General features: G+C 68.8%; 16 protein-coding genes. 4 read left to right on the forward strand and 12 right to left on the reverse strand.

Annotated features, from left to right (window positions below):
- The 10 genes from BFF94_RS34350 to hutH form a co-directional block, all read right to left on the reverse strand.
- Positions 1-432: aminotransferase class III-fold pyridoxal phosphate-dependent enzyme (locus BFF94_RS34350; protein WP_219140355.1), on the reverse strand; the 432-nt coding region annotated here is incomplete at its 3' end.
- Between the two features lie 28 nt (positions 433-460).
- Positions 461-1,798, reverse strand: coding sequence for a glutamine synthetase family protein (locus tag BFF94_RS34355; protein ID WP_128843061.1), 1,338 nt, complete (start codon positions 1,796-1,798; stop codon positions 461-463).
- 12 nt (positions 1,799-1,810) lie between these two features.
- Positions 1,811-2,617, reverse strand: a complete 807-nt coding sequence (locus BFF94_RS34360) for a gamma-glutamyl-gamma-aminobutyrate hydrolase family protein (RefSeq protein WP_128843062.1) — start codon at positions 2,615-2,617, stop codon at positions 1,811-1,813.
- A gap of 744 nt (positions 2,618-3,361) precedes the next feature.
- Positions 3,362-4,165, reverse strand: coding sequence for an N-formylglutamate deformylase (hutG, locus tag BFF94_RS34365; protein ID WP_128843063.1), 804 nt, complete (start codon positions 4,163-4,165; stop codon positions 3,362-3,364).
- A 59-nt stretch (positions 4,166-4,224) separates the two neighbouring features.
- The gene (locus tag BFF94_RS34370) at positions 4,225-5,601 is read right to left on the reverse strand and encodes a formimidoylglutamate deiminase (RefSeq protein ID WP_219140356.1); all 1,377 of its coding nucleotides are present in this window, start codon (positions 5,599-5,601) and stop codon (positions 4,225-4,227) included.
- A 62-nt stretch (positions 5,602-5,663) separates the two neighbouring features.
- Positions 5,664-6,887, reverse strand: coding sequence for an imidazolonepropionase (gene hutI, locus BFF94_RS34375; RefSeq protein ID WP_128843065.1), 1,224 nt, complete (start codon positions 6,885-6,887; stop codon positions 5,664-5,666).
- A 4-nt stretch (positions 6,888-6,891) separates the two neighbouring features.
- Complete coding sequence (locus BFF94_RS34380) at positions 6,892-7,515, reverse strand: HutD/Ves family protein (RefSeq protein ID WP_128843066.1); 624 nt, start codon at positions 7,513-7,515, stop codon at positions 6,892-6,894.
- A gap of 2 nt (positions 7,516-7,517) precedes the next feature.
- Entirely contained in the window at positions 7,518-9,206 is a 1,689-nt protein-coding gene (hutU, locus tag BFF94_RS34385; protein WP_128843067.1) for a urocanate hydratase, read from the reverse strand.
- Between the two features lie 39 nt (positions 9,207-9,245).
- Complete coding sequence (gene hutC, locus BFF94_RS34390; RefSeq protein WP_128843068.1) at positions 9,246-9,941, reverse strand: histidine utilization transcriptional repressor HutC; 696 nt, start codon at positions 9,939-9,941, stop codon at positions 9,246-9,248.
- Positions 9,942-9,945: 4 nt separating this feature from the next.
- Positions 9,946-11,469, reverse strand: coding sequence for a histidine ammonia-lyase (hutH, locus tag BFF94_RS34395; RefSeq protein WP_128843069.1), 1,524 nt, complete (start codon positions 11,467-11,469; stop codon positions 9,946-9,948).
- A 214-nt stretch (positions 11,470-11,683) separates the two neighbouring features.
- Between hutH and BFF94_RS34400 the strand changes: the two genes are divergently transcribed.
- A complete protein-coding gene (locus BFF94_RS34400; RefSeq protein WP_128843070.1) occupies positions 11,684-12,604 on the forward strand; it encodes a glutamate/aspartate ABC transporter substrate-binding protein in 921 nt (306 codons plus the stop codon).
- A gap of 21 nt (positions 12,605-12,625) precedes the next feature.
- Here the strand turns inward: BFF94_RS34400 and BFF94_RS34405 are convergent, their stop codons facing one another.
- Together BFF94_RS34405 and BFF94_RS34410 are read right to left on the reverse strand one after the other, a co-directional pair.
- A complete protein-coding gene (locus BFF94_RS34405; RefSeq protein WP_219140357.1) occupies positions 12,626-13,381 on the reverse strand; it encodes a 4'-phosphopantetheinyl transferase family protein in 756 nt (251 codons plus the stop codon).
- A gap of 124 nt (positions 13,382-13,505) precedes the next feature.
- Positions 13,506-14,546, reverse strand: a complete 1,041-nt coding sequence (locus BFF94_RS34410) for an alpha/beta hydrolase family protein (RefSeq protein ID WP_128847475.1) — start codon at positions 14,544-14,546, stop codon at positions 13,506-13,508.
- A 537-nt stretch (positions 14,547-15,083) separates the two neighbouring features.
- Between BFF94_RS34410 and BFF94_RS34415 the strand changes: the two genes are divergently transcribed.
- From BFF94_RS34415 to BFF94_RS38260, 3 genes are all read left to right on the forward strand, one after another.
- Positions 15,084-16,025, forward strand: coding sequence for a LysR substrate-binding domain-containing protein (locus BFF94_RS34415; protein WP_219140358.1), 942 nt, complete (start codon positions 15,084-15,086; stop codon positions 16,023-16,025).
- A gap of 183 nt (positions 16,026-16,208) precedes the next feature.
- Positions 16,209-17,441, forward strand: a complete 1,233-nt coding sequence (locus tag BFF94_RS34420) for an MFS transporter (RefSeq protein WP_219140359.1) — start codon at positions 16,209-16,211, stop codon at positions 17,439-17,441.
- The gene (locus BFF94_RS38260; RefSeq protein WP_281426431.1) at positions 17,432-17,554 is read left to right on the forward strand and encodes a hypothetical protein; all 123 of its coding nucleotides are present in this window, start codon (positions 17,432-17,434) and stop codon (positions 17,552-17,554) included. Before BFF94_RS34420 ends, BFF94_RS38260 begins: the two co-directional genes overlap by 10 nt.
- Positions 17,555-17,562 lie beyond the last annotated feature (8 nt).

Below are 17,562 nucleotides of genomic sequence, written 5' to 3' on the forward strand. Positions count from 1 at the left end.
CCGCACGCCCCAGTACTGGTGCACGAGGCGCAGCACGGTGTCGTTGCCTTCCGAGCCGCTGTTGCAGTAGAAGAAGTGGTTGAAGCCGGCGGGCGTCACTTCCGCGAGCATGGCCGACAGCTCGATCACCGGCGGATGCGTCGTCTTGAAGAACGTGTTGTAGAACGGCAGTTCCTGCAACTGGCGGTACGCGGCGTCGGCGAGCTCCTTGCGGCCGTAGCCGACGTTCACGCACCACAGGCCGGCCATCCCGTCGATCACCTTGTTGCCGTCCGAGTCCCACAGGTAGACGCCGTCGGCCTTCACGATCACGCGGCTGCCCGCGCGGTTGAGCGCGCCCATGTCCGAGAACGGGTGGATGTGGTGCGCGGCGTCGAGCGCGCGGTATTCGGCGGTCGAGTGCGGCGGGAAGGCTTCGTTTCGATCGGTCATGTTTCCTCCGTAAAACAGCGCCGCACATTCATACGTGCAGCAGCAGATGCCTGCGTTCCCACGAGCTGATCACGCGGAAGAACGCTTCGTATTCGGTTTCCTTCAGCGCCAGGTACGCCTTCACGAACTTGTCGCCGAGAATGCCGGCCAGCGGCGTGCAGGCGGCCATCAGCGAGATGCCCTCCTCGAGATTGCGCGGCAGCTGGTACGGCAGGTCGTAGCCGTCCGATGCGATCGGCTCGGTCGGCGCGAGCTGCTGCGTTATCCCGAGATAGCCGGCGGCGAGCGTCGCCGCGAACGCGAGGTACGGGTTGCAATCGACACCCGGGATGCGGTTCTCGATGCGGCGCGCCTCGGGGCTCGACTGCGGGATGCGGAAGCCGACCGTGCGGTTGTCGTAGCCCCACTGCACGTTGATCGGCGCGGCCATGAAACGCGACAGCCGGCGGTACGAGTTGATGTACGGCGCGAAGATCGGCATCAGCGCCGGCGTGTACTTCTGCAGGCCAGCGAGATAACTGTGGAACAGCGGCGACACGGCACCGTCTTCGTCGGCGAACAGGTTGCGCCCCGTGCGCACGTCGGCCAGGCTCTGGTGGATGTGCATCGCGGAGCCCGGCTCGTCCTGCATCGGCTTCGCCATGAAGGTCGCGTACATGTTGTGGCGCAGCGCCGCCTCGCGCACCGTACGCTTGAACAGGAACACCTGGTCGGCCAGCGGCAGCGCATCGCCGTGCACGAAGTTGATCTCCATCTGCGCGGCGCCGACCTCGTGGATCAACGTCTCGATGTCGAGGCCCTGCATCTCGCAGTATTCATAGATGTCCTCGAACAGCGAATCGAACTCGTTCACGGCTTCGATCGAATACGACTGCCGACCGGTCTCCGCACGCCCCGTGCGGCCGACGGGCGGACGCAGCGGCAGGTCGGGATCGGCATTCATGTCGACGAGATAGAACTCGAGCTCGGGTGCGACGACGGGCTTCCAGCCCTCGGCCTTGTACAGGTCGAGCACGCGGCGCAGCACGTAGCGCGGCGAGATCTCGACCGGCGAGCCGTCGAAATGCACGCAGTCGTGGATCACTTGCGCGGTCGGATCCACGGCCCACGGGATCAGGCAGATCGTCGACGGATCGGGCACGCACACCATGTCGGGATCGGTCACGCCGGTCAGCGTGCCGTCCTCCGGATAGTCGCCGGTGACGGTCTGCACCATCACCGCCTGCGGCAGGCGCATCGATTCGCCGGATTCGAATTTGTTGCGCGGAATGATCTTGCCGCGCGCGATGCCGGCCATGTCGGGAATGATCGCCTCGACCTCGGTGATGCGGTGCTGTCGCAGGAATTCGCTCAGTTCGGGTTGCATGATCGGCCTCTTTCAGTCGACGTCGGATGCGGCCGGCGACGGCATCGCGCCGCCAGCCGCATGAATGCGATGCGCCATGCGCGCGCGGCACGCCGCGCCGAATGCCGCGAAGATGTCGCGCGACAGCGGCTGTTCCGCGTAGCGCCATTCGGGATGCCACTGCACGCCGAGCACGAACGCGCGCGCGCCGCGCACGCTGACGGCCTCGACCAGTCCGTCGGGCGCGCTCGCTTCGACGACGAGCCCCGCGCCGAGACGCGCGATACCCTGGTCGTGCAGCGAATTGACCGTCGCCTCGTACGCGCCGCGCGCGACTCGCTGCAGCAGGCCACCCGGCGCGAACTGCACCACGTGCGCGGGGCCGTACTGCCGTTCGAGCGGATCGGCCGGCCGCTCGCGATGGTCATCGAAGCCGGTCGTCGCGTGCAGCCGCTGATGCAGCGTGCCGCCATACGCGACGTTCAGCTCCTGCATGCCGCGGCAGATCGCGAGCACGGGCACGCCCGCTTCGATCGCCGCACGGATCAGCGGCAACGCGGTCGCGTCGCGAGCGGGATCGTGCAGCGTGTCGGGCGCGCTCGCGGCGCCGCCGTAATGATGCGGTTCGACGTTCGAATAGCTGCCGGCAAACAGCAGCCCGTCGACCGCCGCGACGATCGCGTCCGCCGGCTGGTGCACGCCGAGCGCGGGCAGCACGAACGCCAGCGCGCCGGCGCCGTCGACGAGCGCGGTCAGGTACTTCTCGCCCGCCGTATGGTTCGGATGCGCGCCGCGCAGGATGCGGTCGGCGGTGACGGCTACGATCGGGCGCACACGCATGGGTGTCTCTCCGGTTGTCGCGCGCGGCACGCCCGCACGCGGGACGATGAAGGTTCGCGGTCGCGCCGTACGCGCACACCGCGACGCGACGCATGCCCATGCGCGATCCTGCCGCGCGGACGATGCGGCAACAGGCGATGCGGCCCGGGACGGAGGCGGAAAAGGACGCTAGGGCAACAAGGATGCGCTGCCGTCGCACTGCACCGCGCTGAATACATGCGCGGTCACGAGGTTGAAGCGGCGCAGGCCGCGATGGGAAATGGCGAAGAAACGACGCTCGCGTAGAGGGGCGGCACGGGTGCCGCGATCAGCATGCCGGATCGGCCCGGCCTGAGGCGGCGCGCCCGCCGACGGACTTTGCGTCCGGCGTATCGAAGGGCTGGCGGCTTTCACGATCGTACTCGACTGACTGATGGATGCAGGACACGTGTCGCGATAAAGCGCATGCGGCAATGCCGCGCGGCGACACGTCGGCAAGGTGTCTCGCAACGGATTCCGGCGCGGTGCGGCCGCGATCGATGGCCCCGGCGCCGGTGCGCGCGTGACGACTTCCTGACATTCAGCTTATATCACCTAAAAATTGCGTCAAATTTTCAGGTGCCGATGACGACATTGATCAGACAAAAAACGGCATCGATCCCCGGAATCGATGCCGTGTTGTGCATTGCGTCGGCTCGCCTGCTGCTTGTCGACGGGCCGCGACACACCTGCCCCGCCGCGCTGCCGCATGCGGGCGGCCCGCGCTCAGCGATGCGCGAGCGCGAGCGCGGTTTCGACGAGCGTCTGCAGCAGCGGCACAATCCGCGCTGCAAGCGCTTCGTCATAGGCGTACGGACGCGTTTCCTCCATGTAGGTGATCTGCGACAGCTCGAGCTGCACGGCCTCGACCCCGGTGTCGGGCACGCCATAGTGACGCGTGATGTAGCCGCCCTTGAAACGCCCGTTCGCGGCAGCCGTATAGCCGCCATGCGCGTTCACGCGCGCGGCAAGCGCCTCCGCGAGCCCGGGCGCGGCACTCGCGCCGCTCGACGTGCCGAAGTTGAAGTCCGGCAGGCGGCCTTCGAAGAAGCGCGGCACATGCGAGCGGATCGAGTGCGCTTCCCACACGAGCACGCGGCCGTGCTCGCGCTTCAGGCGCGCGATCTCGCGTTGCAGCGCGTCGTGATACGGAAGCCAGTAGCGGTCGCGGCGACGCATGATCTCGTCGTTGCCGGGCAGCGCGTTCGCCGGATAGAGCGGCGCCTTGTCGAACGTATCGACCGGCACGAGCCCCGTCGTGTCCTGCCCCGGATACAGGTTCTCGTTGTCGGGCGGACGGTTCAGGTCGACGACGTAACGCGCGTGCGACGGCACGAGGATCGATGCACCGAGATCCGCCGCGAATCCGTACAGCCGTTCAAGATGCCAGTCGCAATCGTCGACGAAGCGCGCGTCGGCCGTCATCGTCGCGGCGATGTCGTCGGGGATGTGCGTGCCCGCGTGCGGAATCGAGATCAGCAGCGGCAGCGTGCCCTGCTTCAGCGTGAATACAGCCGGTTGTTCAGTCATGTCGCATCACCGTAGGAGTCTGCCGGCACACGCGCGCGGCGTGCGCCGGTTGCCGCGCGTCAGCGCAGCAGTTGCGCCAGCGCGGCGCGGTAGTCGGCATACGCGACGGCTTCGTCGCGATGGCGGCGGCCGCTCACGACGCGCTCGCCGCCCGTGTAGACGTCGAGCACGGGCGTCTCGCCGTGCTCGGCGAACACGATGCCCGACAGCCATGCCGTGCTGCCGTGTTCGGCGATCGCCGGATGATCGGGATCGAGCACGAGCCAGTCGGCGCGGCACCCTTCGCGCAGCGCACCGACGCGCCGCCCGCTGGCCTGCGCGCCGCCCGCGAGCGATGCGTCGAACAGGCGATCGGCGACATGCGCCTGCGTATCGCTTGCCAGCACGTTGCGCGCGCGGTGCACGAGCCGTTGCCCGTATTCGAGCAGGCGCAGCTCGGCGCGCCAGTCGACCGACGCGTGGCTGTCCGAGCCGACGCCGATCACGCCACCCTGCGCGAGATAGTCGACGGCCGGGAACACGCCGTCACCGAGGTTCGCTTCGGTCGTCAGGCACAGGCCGGCGACCGCGCGACGCTTCGCGAGCGCGGCCGTTTCGGCCGCGTCGACGTGCGTCGCGTGCACGAGGCACCAGCGCGCATCGACGTCGAAGCGATCGAGCAGCCATTGGACGGGGCGTGCGCCGTATGCACGAACGCAATCGTCGACTTCGGCCGTCTGCTCGGCGATATGGATATGCACGGGCGCGTCGTCGGGCAAGCCGTCGAGCAGCGCGCGCAGCCCGCTCTCGGACACCGCGCGCAACGAGTGCGGCGCGACGCCGTAGCGCAGCCCGCCGTGCTCCGGTGCGGCACGACGCATCGCGTCGAGCAGTTCGAGCAGGCCATCGGGCGTGTTGATGAAGCGGCGCTGGTCGTCGCGCGGCGGCTTGTTGCCGAAGCCGGCGAACTGGTACGACACGGGCAGCATCGTGATGCCGATGCCGGCCGAGCGCGCGGCATCGACCACGCGCGTGCCGAGTTCCGCGATCAGCGGATAGCGCGAACCGTCCTGCGCGTGATGCACGTAGTGGAATTCGCACACCGACGTGTAGCCGCACTTGAGCATCTCGACATACAGCCAGCGCGCGATCGCCGCGAGCGCGTCGGGCGTGATCTTCAGTGCGAAGCGGTACATCAGGTCGCGCCAGCTCCAGAAGCTGTCGGCGGGATTCGCGCGGTATTCGGTGAGCCCTGCCATCGCGCGCTGGAACGCGTGCGAATGCAGGTTCGGCATGCCGGGCAGCACCGGCCCGGCCGCGCGCGCGACGCCTGCCGGCGCGTCGGTGTCAGGCGTCACGCCGGTCAGCGTGCCGGCCGCGTCCCAGCGCAGCAGCACGTTGCGGCGCCAGCCATCGGGCAAGTACGCATGGTCCGCGAACAACATGGTGTCGGTCATTGTTTGTGAGTCCTGTGCGGGGTGAACTCAAGCGTCAGCGCCTGGCCCTGCCCCAAGCAAACCTATCCGTTCATCCGGCGAAACACGGTCGTGCCGCCGCGTACGACCTGCTCGCACAACGGCCGGCCGATCCAGTACGCGAGCTCCGACAGCGAGCCGACCGACCATGCGGCGAAGTCGGCCTGGCGGCCTACCTCGAGCGCGCCGTGGCGATCCGCGCGGCCGAGCGCCGCGGCCGCATGGCGCGTGACGCCCTGCAGCACCTCGGGCACCGTCATGCGGAACAGCGTGCAGCCGAGGTTCAGCGTCAGCAGCAGCGATTCGAGCGGCGACGTGCCGGGGTTGTGATCGGTCGCAAGCGCGATCGGCACGCCGTGCTTGCGCAGCAGCTCGATCGGCGGCAGTTGCGTTTCGCGAATGAAGTAGTACGCGCCGGGCAGCAGCACGGCGACCGTACCGGCCGCCTTCATCGCCTCGATGCCGGCTTCGTCGAGAAATTCGAGGTGGTCGGCGGACAGCGCGCGGTAGCGCGCGGCGAGCGCCGTGCCGCCCGCGTTCGACAGTTGCTCCGCATGCAGCTTCACGGGCAGCCCGCGCCGCGTCGCGGCCTCGAACACGCGCTCGGTCTGCGCGAGCGAAAAGCCGATGCGCTCGCAGAACACGTCGACCGCGTCGACGAGGCCCTCGTCGGCCAGCGCCGGCAGCATCCGTTCGCACACTTCGTCGATGTACGCGTCGGCACGGCCCGCGTATTCCGGCGGCAGCGCATGCGCGCCGAGGAAGGTCGTATAGACGGTGACCGGGAAGCGCTCGCCGAGCTGGCGCGCGACGCGCAGCATCTTGCGCTCGCTCGCGAGGTCGAGCCCGTAGCCCGACTTGATCTCGATCGCGGTCACGCCTTCGGCGAGCAGCGGCTGCAGGCGCGCGGCGGCTTGCACGAACAGCGTCGTCTCGTCGGCCGCGCGCGTCGCGCGCACCGTCGACACGATCCCGCCGCCCTGCCGCGCGATTTCCTCGTAGCTGACGCCCGCGAGACGCTGCGCGAATTCGTCGGCACGCGTGCCGCCGTACACGAGGTGCGTATGGCAATCGACGAGGCCCGGCGTCACCCACGCGCCGTGCAGATCCTCGCGCTGCCAGTGGGCATAGCCGTGCGGCAGCGCGGACAACGCGCCGAGCCAGACGATCGTGCCGGTTTCGTCGACGGCGATCGCCGCGTCGTCGATCGTCTCGTCGGGATGGCCGTGCGGACACAGCCTCAGGTGATGCCAGACAGTCGGTTTCATGCGTTCAGTCTCGTTCGCCGATGGCGAGCGATACGGCAAGCAGCGCGCCGCTACCGCTCACGACGACGTCAAACGCACGCCGCGGCCCGTCGAGCCGCAACGTGTCCATTTCTTCCAGTGCATGGCGCGCGCCGTCGATTTCAACGCCGACCGCTCCGGCCGCGCAGAACAGCAGCACGGTATCGGCACGCCCGATGCGGTGCGTGCCTGCGCGCCACACGTCGAGCGCACCGCGCGCGGCCGAACGGCGCGTCATCAGGTTGAAGTCGCGCGTCGCGCCGTCGTGCAGCGTCGCGTCGATCGCCGTCTCGCCCGCGAAATCCGCACGGGCCAGCGGCACGTCGAGCACGTGGCGCGTGCCGCCCGCTTCGGCGAGCGTCATGCCCGCGCCGGACAGCAGCACGAGCGTGCGGTCGATCCCGTCGAAACGCGAGAACGGCCCGGCCGTGCCGACGTCCGCGACGCTCACGCGCCATGCGAACGCGTCGAGCGCGGCGCCGGGCGGAAAGGCGCCGATCTCGCGCGTCACGCCGCCGCCGTTCTTCCACGGCGACGCGACGAGATCCGCGGCGCGGATCAGCGCGGCGGCCAGCGTCGCGTTCACCGGCGCCTGGTCGAGCGCCGTCATGCTCAGCGACCGAGCATCGGCAGCTTCAGGCCGGCTTCGCGGGCCGTCTGCTGCGCGAGTTCGTAGCCGGCATCCGCATGGCGCATCACGCCCGTCGCCGGGTCGTTCAGCAGCACGCGGCCAAGGCGCTCGTGCGCTTCGGCGGTACCGTCGGCGACGATCACGACGCCCGAGTGCTGCGAGAAGCCCATGCCGACACCGCCGCCATGGTGCAGCGACACCCACGATGCGCCGCCTGCCGTGTTCAGCAGTGCGTTCAGCAGCGGCCAGTCGCTGACGGCATCCGAACCGTCCTTCATCGATTCCGTCTCGCGGTTCGGGCTTGCGACCGAACCCGTGTCGAGGTGGTCGCGGCCGATCACGATCGGCGCCTTCAGTTCGCCGTTCTTGACCATCTCGTTGAACGCCTGGCCGAGGCGGTAGCGATCCTTCACGCCGACCCAGCAGATCCGTGCCGGCAGGCCCTGGAACGCGATGCGCTCACGCGCCATGTCGAGCCAGTTGTGCAGGTGCGGATCGTCGGGGATCAGCTCCTTCACCTTCTGGTCGGTCTTGTAGATGTCTTCCGGATCGCCGGACAGCGCGACCCAGCGGAACGGGCCCTTGCCTTCGCAGAACAGCGGGCGGATGTACGCCGGCACGAAGCCCGGGAAGTCGAATGCGTTCTCGACGCCCATTTCCAGCGCCATCTGGCGGATGTTGTTGCCGTAGTCGAGCGTCGCCGCGCCGCGGTCCTGCAGCGCCAGCATCGCGCGCACCTGGACGGCCATCGACTGCTTCGCGACCTTCACGATGCTCTGCGGATCGACCTTCTGCGCTTCGCGCCATTGCGCGACGGTCCAGCCCTGCGGCAGGTAGCCGTTGATCGGGTCGTGCGCGCTCGTCTGGTCGGTCACGCAGTCCGGCGTGATGCCGCGCTCGACGAATTCCGCGAACACGTCGGCCGCGTTGCCGAGCAGGCCGATCGACACCGGCTTGCCGGTGCGCTTCGCTTCCTCGATCATGCCGAGCGCTTCGTCGATCGTCGTCGCCTTCTTGTCGACGTAGCGCGTCTTCAGGCGGAAGTCGATGCGCGTCTCGTCGCATTCGACCGCGATCATCGAGAAGCCGGCCATCGTCGCGGCGAGCGGCTGCGCGCCACCCATCCCGCCGAGGCCGCCCGTCAGGATCCAGCGGCCCGACGGATCGCCGTTGAAGTGCTGGTTCGCGACCGAGAAGAACGTTTCATAGGTGCCCTGCACGATGCCCTGGCTGCCGATGTAGATCCAGCTGCCGGCCGTCATCTGGCCGTACATCATCAGGCCCTTGCGGTCGAGCTCGTGGAAGTGGTCCCAGTTCGCCCAGTGCGGCACGAGGTTCGAGTTCGCGAGCAGCACGCGCGGTGCATCCTTGTGCGTGCGGAACACGCCGACCGGCTTGCCCGATTGAATCAGCAGCGTCTCGTTCTCTTCGAGGTCCTTCAGCGACGCGAGGATCTGGTCGTAGCATTCCCAGTTGCGCGCCGCGCGGCCGATGCCGCCGTACACGACGAGCGCATGCGGATGCTCGGCGACTTCCGGGTCGAGGTTGTTCTGGATCATCCGGTAGGCCGCCTCGGCCAGCCAGGTCTTGCAGGTCTTTTCGCTGCCGCGCGGCGCGCGGATCGTGCGCGTCGGATCGAGACGGGGATCGATGTGTTTCGGATGGTTCATGACGGCTGCTCCCGAAGGAAAATGAATATCAAATAGGAATCAGAAATGCCCGGTGAAGCGATAACGGCTGCCGGGATGCCACAGATTCGCCACCGAGGCGACGACGCCCTGCGACCAGGTGCGCCGATGTAAAACCAGACACGGCTCGACGTCGTCCATCCGCAGCTGCTCGCGCCGCTCCGGCGCCGGGGCCGCCGCTTCGATCCGGTACTCGACGCGCTGCAGCGGAGCCGCGCGCATCAGGTACAGGTTCGGCGTCGTGTTCGTGAAATCCTGCTCGGCGTAATCCGGCGCGACCGCCGGATTCACCCATCGTTCTTCGAGCTGCACGGGCTCGTCGTTCTCGAAGTGCAGCACCTGCGAATGAAACAGCTGCGCGCGCACGGCCACCTGCATCTCGTCGGCGAGCGCCTCGTCGGCGCGGATCGTGTCGAGGCCGAGCACGCTGGCGTGATACGCATGCCCGCGTGCGCCGACCTCCTCCGAGATGCTGCGGATCGCCACCAGCGTCGACTCGTACTTCGGCCGCGCGACGTAGGTGCCCGCGCCCTTCATGCGCGTGAGCACCTGCTCGGCCGTCAACTCGCGCAGCGCGCGGTTGACGGTCATGCGCGCGACCTTGAAGTCGCGGGCCAGCTCGTTCTCGGACGGCACCTGGTCGCCCTCCTCCCACTCGCCGGCGTGGATGCGGGCCAGGATGAAATCCTTGATCTCCTGGTAGACCGGCGCGCTCATGGGCTTACTGTTCCGATGCGAACGAGAACGGAGCGACCTTCGCGAACGCGCGCTCGCCGACCAGCTTCGCGGTCGCCGCGATGTCCGGCGCGAAGTAATGGTCGAGCTCGTAGTGCGCGACCTTGCTGCGGATCGTTTCCATCACGGGCGCCAGCTTCGGGCTCGTGTGGTACGGCGCGCGCAGGTCGACGCCTTGCGCGGCGGCCAGCAGTTCGATCGCGAGGATGTGCTTCGTGTTGTCCGCGATGTCGGCGAGCTTGCGCGCGGCGAACGTCGCCATCGACACGTGGTCTTCCTGGTTCGCCGAGGTCGGCAGCGAGTCGACCGACGCCGGGTGCGCGAGCGTCTTGTTTTCCGACGCGAGCGCGGCAGCCGTCACATGCGCGATCATGAAACCCGAGTTCACGCCGCCATCCCTCACGAGGAACGGGGGCAGGCCCGACAGCGTCGCGTCGATCAGCAGCGCGATGCGGCGCTCGGCCAGCGCGCCGATTTCCGCCGCGGCGAGCGCGAGGTTGTCTGCCGCGAAGGCAACGGGCTCGGCGTGGAAGTTGCCGCCCGACAGCACTTCGCCGGTATCCGGGAAGATCAGCGGGTTGTCCGACACGGCGTTCGCCTCGATCAGCAGCACATCGGCCGCGTGGCGCATCTGGTCCAGGCACGCACCCATCACCTGCGGCTGGCAGCGCAGGCTGTACGGATCCTGCACCTTGTCGCAGTCGCGGTGCGACTGGTTGATCGGCGAGCCTTCGAGCAGGTCGCGGTAGGCCGCGGCCGCGTCGATCTGGCCTTGATGGCCGCGCAGCTCGTGGATGCGCGCGTCGAACGGCTTCACCGAACCGGCCGCCGCGTCGACCGACAGCGCACCGGCGACGAGCGCGGTGCGGTACAGGTCTTCGATCGCGAACATGTTGTCGAGCGCCAGTGCGGTGGATGCCTGCGTGCCGTTCAGCAGCGCGAGGCCTTCCTTCGCCTGCAGCGTCAGCGGCGCGAGGCCCGCGACGCGCAGACCGTCGAGCGCGCTCGCGCGCTCGCCGCGGATGAACACTTCGCCGACGCCGAGCAGCACGGTCGACATGTGCGCGAGCGGCGCGAGGTCGCCCGATGCGCCGACCGAGCCCTTCACCGGGATCAGCGGCAGCACGTCCGCGTTGAACAGCTTGATCAGCGCGTCCATCACTTCGCGGCGGATGCCCGAGTGGCCGCGGCCGAGGCTCGACAGCTTCAGCGCCATCAGCAGGCGCACCGACGAGCGCGCCATCGGCTCGCCGACACCGACCGCGTGCGACAGCACGAGGTTCTTCTGCAGCAGTTCGAGCTGGTCGTGCGGGATGTGCGTGCTGGCCAGGCGGCCGAAGCCCGTGTTGATGCCGTAGGCCGGCTCACCCTTCGCGGCGATGTCGGCGACGGCCTTCGCGCCGGCGTCGATCTTCGCGAAGCTGGCCGGGTCGAGCGCCAGTTGCACGGATTCGCGTGCGATCTGGCGCAATTGCGGGAGGGTCAGATGGCCGGGGGTCAACGTAATCATGTGAGCAATCCTGTCTAGACAAGTTCGGAATGGATTGAAGTGTAGCTAGCCGAACTTGTCTAGACAACCCGTTTTTCATCGATTTCGACTCGGGAGTTTCCCTGATATCCGGCGCAGCCCGCCGGATCGGCCCGCCGGATCAGGTTATTAACAGATGTTGCAATTATTTTGTCTTTGGCAACATACGGATCATCATTCGCCACGGAGACCCGCCATGCACTTCCCGTCACGCTTCACCGCGCTGTTCGGCCGCCGCCTGCTCGTCGCCGCGTGCGCACTCGCGTGCGGCGCGTCGTTCGCCGCGGAACCGCTCTCCGGCACGCTCGAGAAGATCCGGCAGAGCAACCTGATCTCGATCGGCCACCGCGAAACCTCGGTGCCGTTCTCCTACGTCGACACGAGCGGCAAGGTGATCGGCTTCTCGCAGGACCTGTGCGACCGCGTGATCGCCGCCGTGAAGGCGCGCACCGGCAAGCCCGACCTGCAGGTGCGCTTCATCCCGGTGACGTCGCAGAACCGCATCCCGCTCGTGCAGAACGGCACCGTCGATCTCGAATGCGGCGTGACCACGAACCTCGCCGCGCGTCACGCGCAGGTCGCGTTCTCGACCACCTTCTTCGTTGCGACGACGCGCCTGCTCACGCGCACGACGTCCGGCATCCGCGACTTCCCCGACCTCGCCGGCAAGACGGTCGTGACGAACCAGGGCACGACGTCCGAACGCCTGCTGCGCAAGATGAACGAGGAGAAGAAGATGAACATGCAGATCATCAGCGCGAAGGACTACGGCGAAGGACGCCTCACGCTCGAATCGGGCCGCGCGGCGGCGTACATGATGGACGACGTGCTGCTCGCGGGCGTGCGCCAGCTCGCCGCGAAGCCGGCCGACTGGCAGATCGTCGGCACGCCGCAATCGTCGGAAGCCTACGGGTTCATGCTGCGCAAGGACGATCCGCAGTTCAAGGCGCTCGTCGACGGCGTGCTCGTGCAGTTGATGAAGGGCGGCGAGATCAACGCGCTCTACGACAAATGGTTCATGAAGCCGGTGCCGCCGAAGGGGCTGTCGTTCGACTTCCCGATGAGCGACGTGATCAAGACGCGCTACGCGGCGCCGAACGATGCGCCGCTCGAGTGAGCGCCGCGCGCTGACACCGGCTCACGCACGCGTCCACGCAACGCACGCCGCGTAGCCGGGCGCCGCGTCGAGCCACGCCGCGTCGAACGCCGCGACGCCGGCGGAGGGCGCGGCCGGCTCGACGATCGTCGTCGCGGGCGTCGCCGCATCGCGCGGCGGCACGACCGCGAAAGCGCGCAGGCCGCCGACGATGCCGGTGCCGAGCGCCTTGAGCAGCGCCTCCTTCGCGGACCACACCCGCATGAATTCGCCTGCGCGCGCGGCAGGCGGCAGGCCGTCGAGATACGCGGCCTCGGCGGGCGCGCAGACCTCGCGCGTCAGCCCGCGCCAGTCGGCCGCGCGGTTGCAGCATTCGATATCGACGCCGACGCGGCCCGCAGGCGCCCACGCGAGCAGCGCATGATCGCCTGCGTGCGACACATTGAAATCGAGCGACGCGCGATGCGCGCGGTCCAGCGATGGCCGCCCGGCTTCGTCGACGACGATCGCGACCGCGTGCGGCGCGATACCGAGCGTCGCGCCAAGCACGCCGCGCAGCGCAGCGCGCGTCGCGGCGCTGCGCACCGCATCCTCGTGCCGCATGAAGCGTGCGGCCCGCGCGCGCTCGCCATCGCTCAGCGCCGCATACGCGGGCGATGCCAGCGGCACCCGCCAGTCGAAATCGACGCGTGCGATCCGCACGCCGGCGCGGGATGCGGCGGCCGGCGCGTCGAGCGCTTGCATGCGCCACGCGCGGGGCGTTTCGGCCGGGGAAGCGGAATCGGACGGAATGGACATCGGCACGCGGCAGCCTCTGCTGTGGAATGAAACGTCCGATGGTAATCGATCGCGACAGCGGGCGACCGGCGCGGCGGGGACATGAAACGAACGGGTACGACGCCGCGCGTTCGCTCGCGCCGGGTCACCCGGTCGCCGCAACGCCCGGTACGCCGCTACCTGTCGCCCGCCCGCGCGACGCCGGGTGAAGCGCGTGCACGACGCCCGGCGCGTCGGCCAGCAGCACGCCGTGTTGCAGCCAGTACAGCGCGACGGGCCACAGCGTGTCGGTAAAGCGGCTGTGGAAAAACGCGAAATGGCCGATCGCGTCGACGCCGATGTCGGCCGGCGCGATCCGCAGGTGCGTGACGTCGCTGCCCGTGTAGTAGCCGACCAGCCGCTCGATCGCGGCGACCGTGCCGAACCCGTCGTCGTCGACGCCGATCGCGAGCATCGGCGCCGCCAGTCCCGCGAAGCGGGCGGGCAACGCGGCGCGGCTCGCCGCGCTTTCCGCGAGCAGGCCTCGGGTAAAAGTGTCCTCGAAGCGCGACTGCGAACGGACCCACGACAGCGCAACGCCGCGCGGCGTATCTTCCATCCAGCCGAGCCGCTTCGCGGGCACGTAGCCGAACACGGCCGCGAGCGCCGGCATCGCGACATGCCACTTCCACCACATGCGCCGCCGTTGTTCCGGCCGATAGTCGCGCCAGTACGCATATTGCGCACCGACGGTCACCGCATGCCGCACGTGCACGTTCGATGCCGCGAGCCCGAGCACGCAACCGCCGATGCTGTGCGCGACGACGTCGAGCGGCTGGCCCGGAAACGCGTCGCGCGCGTATTGCAGCGCGGCTTCGCAATCGAGCCGCCCCCAGTCGAGCCAGTTCGCGCGCAGCTTCGCGAGTTGCGCCGGGCGCGACCCGCCGATGCCGCGATAGTCGTAGACGAGCACGTCGCGCCCCTGCGCGAACAGCCAGGCCGCGAAACGGAAGTAGTAGTCGCAGCGCACCGACGTCGCGCAATTGACGACCGTCACGGGCCGCGCGGCGCCGCCGCCGCGATGGCGCCACACATGGCCGCGCAATTCATAGCCGTCGGCCGCGCGCAGCGTCACGGGCTCGGGCGGCAATGCCCCTGCCGCGCGATTGCCCTGCGTCGTCCCGCTTGCTTCGTTCGAAATCGTCATCCTGTCTCCTGTCGGTCAGAGTTGGCGCTTTAGCGCCTACTCTGACCCCATGGCGTGGTTGGATGGAGTTAGCGCTTCAGCGCTTACTCCATCCCCACGGCGGTCGGCCCGAGTTAGTGCTTTAGCACTTACTCCGGTCCCATGGCGTGGCTGGATGGAGTTAGCGCTTTAGCGCTTACTCCATCCCCACGGCGGTCGGCCAGAGTTAGTGCTTTAGCACTTACTCCGGTCCCATGGCGTGGCTGGATGGAGTTAGCGCTTCAGGGCTTACTCCATCCCCACGGCGGTCGGCCAGAGTTAGTGCTTTAGCGCTTACTCGGGTCCCATGGCGTGGTTGGAGGGAGTTAGTGCTTCAGCGCTTATTCCATCCCCACGGCGGTCGCCCCGAGTTAGCGCCTCAACGCTTACTCCGTCCCCATGCTTCGTGGTCCCGGCCGGCGCGAACCGCTGCCCGCGCCCACCGGCCAGCCTCCATTGAACTTGACGCGTCCCGCGTTCTCAACCAATCTTGCTGCTCCGTTCGCATGAGTCACGCGCATGTCAACGCCGCTCGTCCGTCTCCCGTCGCTCGACCTCGTCCGCGGTTTCGTCGCCGTCGGCCGCCGCATGAGCATCACGCTCGCCGCGCAGGACCTGTGCGTCACGCAGTCGGCGGTCAGCCGCCAGGTACACGCACTGGAGGCGCATCTCGGCGTCGCGTTGCTGCAGCGCGGCTACCGGAAGATCGCGTTCACGCCGGAAGGCGAGCGGCTGTTCCGTGTCGCGGATGCGGCGCTGCACAGCCTGCAGGACACCGTCGCATCGCTCGCCGCCGCGCGCGAGCGCCAGCCCGTCACGATCACGGCAAGCATCGGCGTCACCGCGCTGTGGCTGCTGCCGCGACTCGGGCGGCTGCAGGCGCGCCTGCCCGGGATCGACCTGCGCGTCGCCGCGAACGACAAGGTACTCGATTTGCGCGCCGAAGGCATCGACCTCGGCATCCGCTATTGCCCGCGCGACCGCGCGCCGGCCGGCGCGCTGCGCCTGTTCGACGAGATCGTCGTGCCGGTCGCGCATCCGGCGCTCGCTGCGCGGCCGGTCACGAGCGCGGCCGCGATCGCCGATCACGTGCTGCTCGAATTCGACGGGCCGCCGCAACCGCAACTGCAGTGGCACGCGCACCTGCACGCGGCCGGGCTCGGCGACACGCGCCCGAAAGGCGTGCTGCGCTTCAACCAGTACGACCAGGTGATTCAGGCCGCGATCGCGGGACAGGGCGTCGCGCTCGGACGGCTTGCGCTCGTCGCGCCGATGCTCGAGGACGGGCGGCTCGCGGTGCTCGGACCGCACACGCAGGCGCTGTCGGATGCGTACGGCTACTGGCTGTTCCAGCACGATCTGGCCCCGCGCCGTGAAGTCGCCGACGTGCGGGACTGGATGCTCGCCGAAGCGGCCGATTGCGATGCGGCGATGCGCACGCACGACACGACGTCCGCATGAGCAGGCGCCGGCTTTCCGGACAACCCTGACCGCGGTCGGCCGCTGCCGCCCCGCCCGTGCGCGCCCCTCGCATTCCTTGCACGCATGTCAACCTGACCGAATGATCGCTTGAGCGACGACGGGCCCGATCGTCTAATCGGATCGAGTGCGGCCGTTTCGCCGCGCCTTCATCCGGAGACACGCATGACCCCGATCGAGCAGGAAGTCCGACGACGCTGGCTACCCGTGCTGGCGGGCGGCCTGATCATGGGCGCCGCACTCGGCATCCGCCACGTGCAGGGCCTGTTCCTCGCGCCCGTGTCGCTCGACCACGGCTGGTCGCGCGAAGCGTTCGGGCTCGCGCTGGCGCTGCAGAACCTGATCTGGGGCGTCGCGCAGCCGTTCACGGGGATGGTCGCCGACCGCTTCGGCTCGGCGCGCGTGATCGTCGCCGGGATGCTGCTGTACGCGGCCGGGCTCGTCACGATGGCGCATGCGGCCTCGACCGGCATGTTCACGGTCGGCGCCGGGCTCGTGATCGGCATCGCGCTGTCGGGCTCGGCGTTCGCGTCGATCTACGGCGCGCTGAGCCGCCTGTTCCCTCCCGACCGGCGAGGCTGGGCGCTCGGCGTCGCGGGCGCGATCGGCGGGCTCGGCCAGTTCTGCATGGTGCCCGTCGCGCAGGAGCTGATCGGCGGCGTCGGCTGGCGGCATGCGTTCATCGCGCTGGCACTCGTCGCGGCGCTGCTCGCGCCGCTCGCCATGCTGCTGCGCGACCGGCCCGCGCAGGCTGCCGGCACCGCCGCCGGCCCCGACCAGTCGATCGGCGAAGCCGTGCGCGAAGCGTTCGCGCATCGCGGTTTCCGGCTGCTGAACGCGGGCTTCTTCGCGTGCGGCTTCCAGCTTGCGTTCATCGCGACGCACCTGCCCGCGTACCTGCTCGACCACGGGCTGCCGGCCCGCCACGCGAGCGTCGCGCTCGCGCTGATCGCGCTGACCAACGTGGCCGGCACCTATGCGTGCGGTCATCTCGGCGGGCTGCTGCGGCGCAAGTACGTGCTGTCGGTGCTGTATCTCGTGCGCGCGCTCGCGATGGCCGCGTTCGTCGCCGCGCCGCTGTCGCCCGCGAGCGTCTACGTGTTCGCGGCCGTGATGGGGTTCACGTGGCTCGGCACGGTGCCGCTGACGAACGGCGTGATCTCGCAGGTGTTCGGCGTGCGCTACATCGCGACGCTGTTCGGCTTCGTGTTCTTCGGGCACCAGCTCGGCAGCTTCTTTGGCGTCTGGCTCGGCGCGCTCGTGTACGACGCGACGCATTCGTACCTGCCGCTGTGGATCGGCTCGATCGCGCTCGGCGTGCTCGCGGCGCTCCTGCACCTGCCGATCGACGACACGCGCGTCGCACGGCCTGCGCCGGGCAACCCGGCATGGGCATGATCCGCGCGGCGCTGGCCGCCTGCACGCTCGCGTTCGTCGCGTGGTGCGGCGCGGCCTATTTCCATTCGGGCGTCGCGTACGCACTGCTCGAACACGTCGCGTTCTGCAACTGACTGCGCAC

It is taken from the genome of Burkholderia catarinensis, from assembly GCF_001883705.2.
GTDB classification, from domain to species: domain Bacteria; phylum Pseudomonadota; class Gammaproteobacteria; order Burkholderiales; family Burkholderiaceae; genus Burkholderia; species Burkholderia catarinensis.

Bases quoted from the DNA above. Each gene is read 5' to 3' on its own strand.
- BFF94_RS34420 (WP_219140359.1), top strand. From the start codon at position 16,209: ATGACCCCGATCGAGCAGGAAGTCCGACGACGCTGGCTACCCGTGCTG.
- BFF94_RS34400 (WP_128843070.1), top strand. From the start codon at position 11,684: ATGCACTTCCCGTCACGCTTCACCGCGCTGTTCGGCCGCCGCCTGCTC.
- hutG (WP_128843063.1), bottom strand. From the start codon at position 4,165: ATGACTGAACAACCGGCTGTATTCACGCTGAAGCAGGGCACGCTGCCG.
- hutH (WP_128843069.1), bottom strand. From the start codon at position 11,469: ATGATTACGTTGACCCCCGGCCATCTGACCCTCCCGCAATTGCGCCAG.
- BFF94_RS34370 (WP_219140356.1), bottom strand. From the start codon at position 5,601: ATGACCGACACCATGTTGTTCGCGGACCATGCGTACTTGCCCGATGGC.
- BFF94_RS34380 (WP_128843066.1), bottom strand. From the start codon at position 7,515: ATGACGGCGCTCGACCAGGCGCCGGTGAACGCGACGCTGGCCGCCGCG.
- BFF94_RS38260 (WP_281426431.1), top strand. From the start codon at position 17,432: ATGGGCATGATCCGCGCGGCGCTGGCCGCCTGCACGCTCGCGTTCGTC.
- BFF94_RS34415 (WP_219140358.1), top strand. From the start codon at position 15,084: ATGTCAACGCCGCTCGTCCGTCTCCCGTCGCTCGACCTCGTCCGCGGT.
- BFF94_RS34355 (WP_128843061.1), bottom strand. From the start codon at position 1,798: ATGCAACCCGAACTGAGCGAATTCCTGCGACAGCACCGCATCACCGAG.
- hutI (WP_128843065.1), bottom strand. From the start codon at position 6,887: ATGAAACCGACTGTCTGGCATCACCTGAGGCTGTGTCCGCACGGCCAT.
- BFF94_RS34405 (WP_219140357.1), bottom strand. From the start codon at position 13,381: ATGTCCATTCCGTCCGATTCCGCTTCCCCGGCCGAAACGCCCCGCGCG.
- BFF94_RS34360 (WP_128843062.1), bottom strand. From the start codon at position 2,617: ATGCGTGTGCGCCCGATCGTAGCCGTCACCGCCGACCGCATCCTGCGC.
- hutU (WP_128843067.1), bottom strand. From the start codon at position 9,206: ATGAACCATCCGAAACACATCGATCCCCGTCTCGATCCGACGCGCACG.
- BFF94_RS34410 (WP_128847475.1), bottom strand. From the start codon at position 14,546: ATGACGATTTCGAACGAAGCAAGCGGGACGACGCAGGGCAATCGCGCG.
- hutC (WP_128843068.1), bottom strand. From the start codon at position 9,941: ATGAGCGCGCCGGTCTACCAGGAGATCAAGGATTTCATCCTGGCCCGC.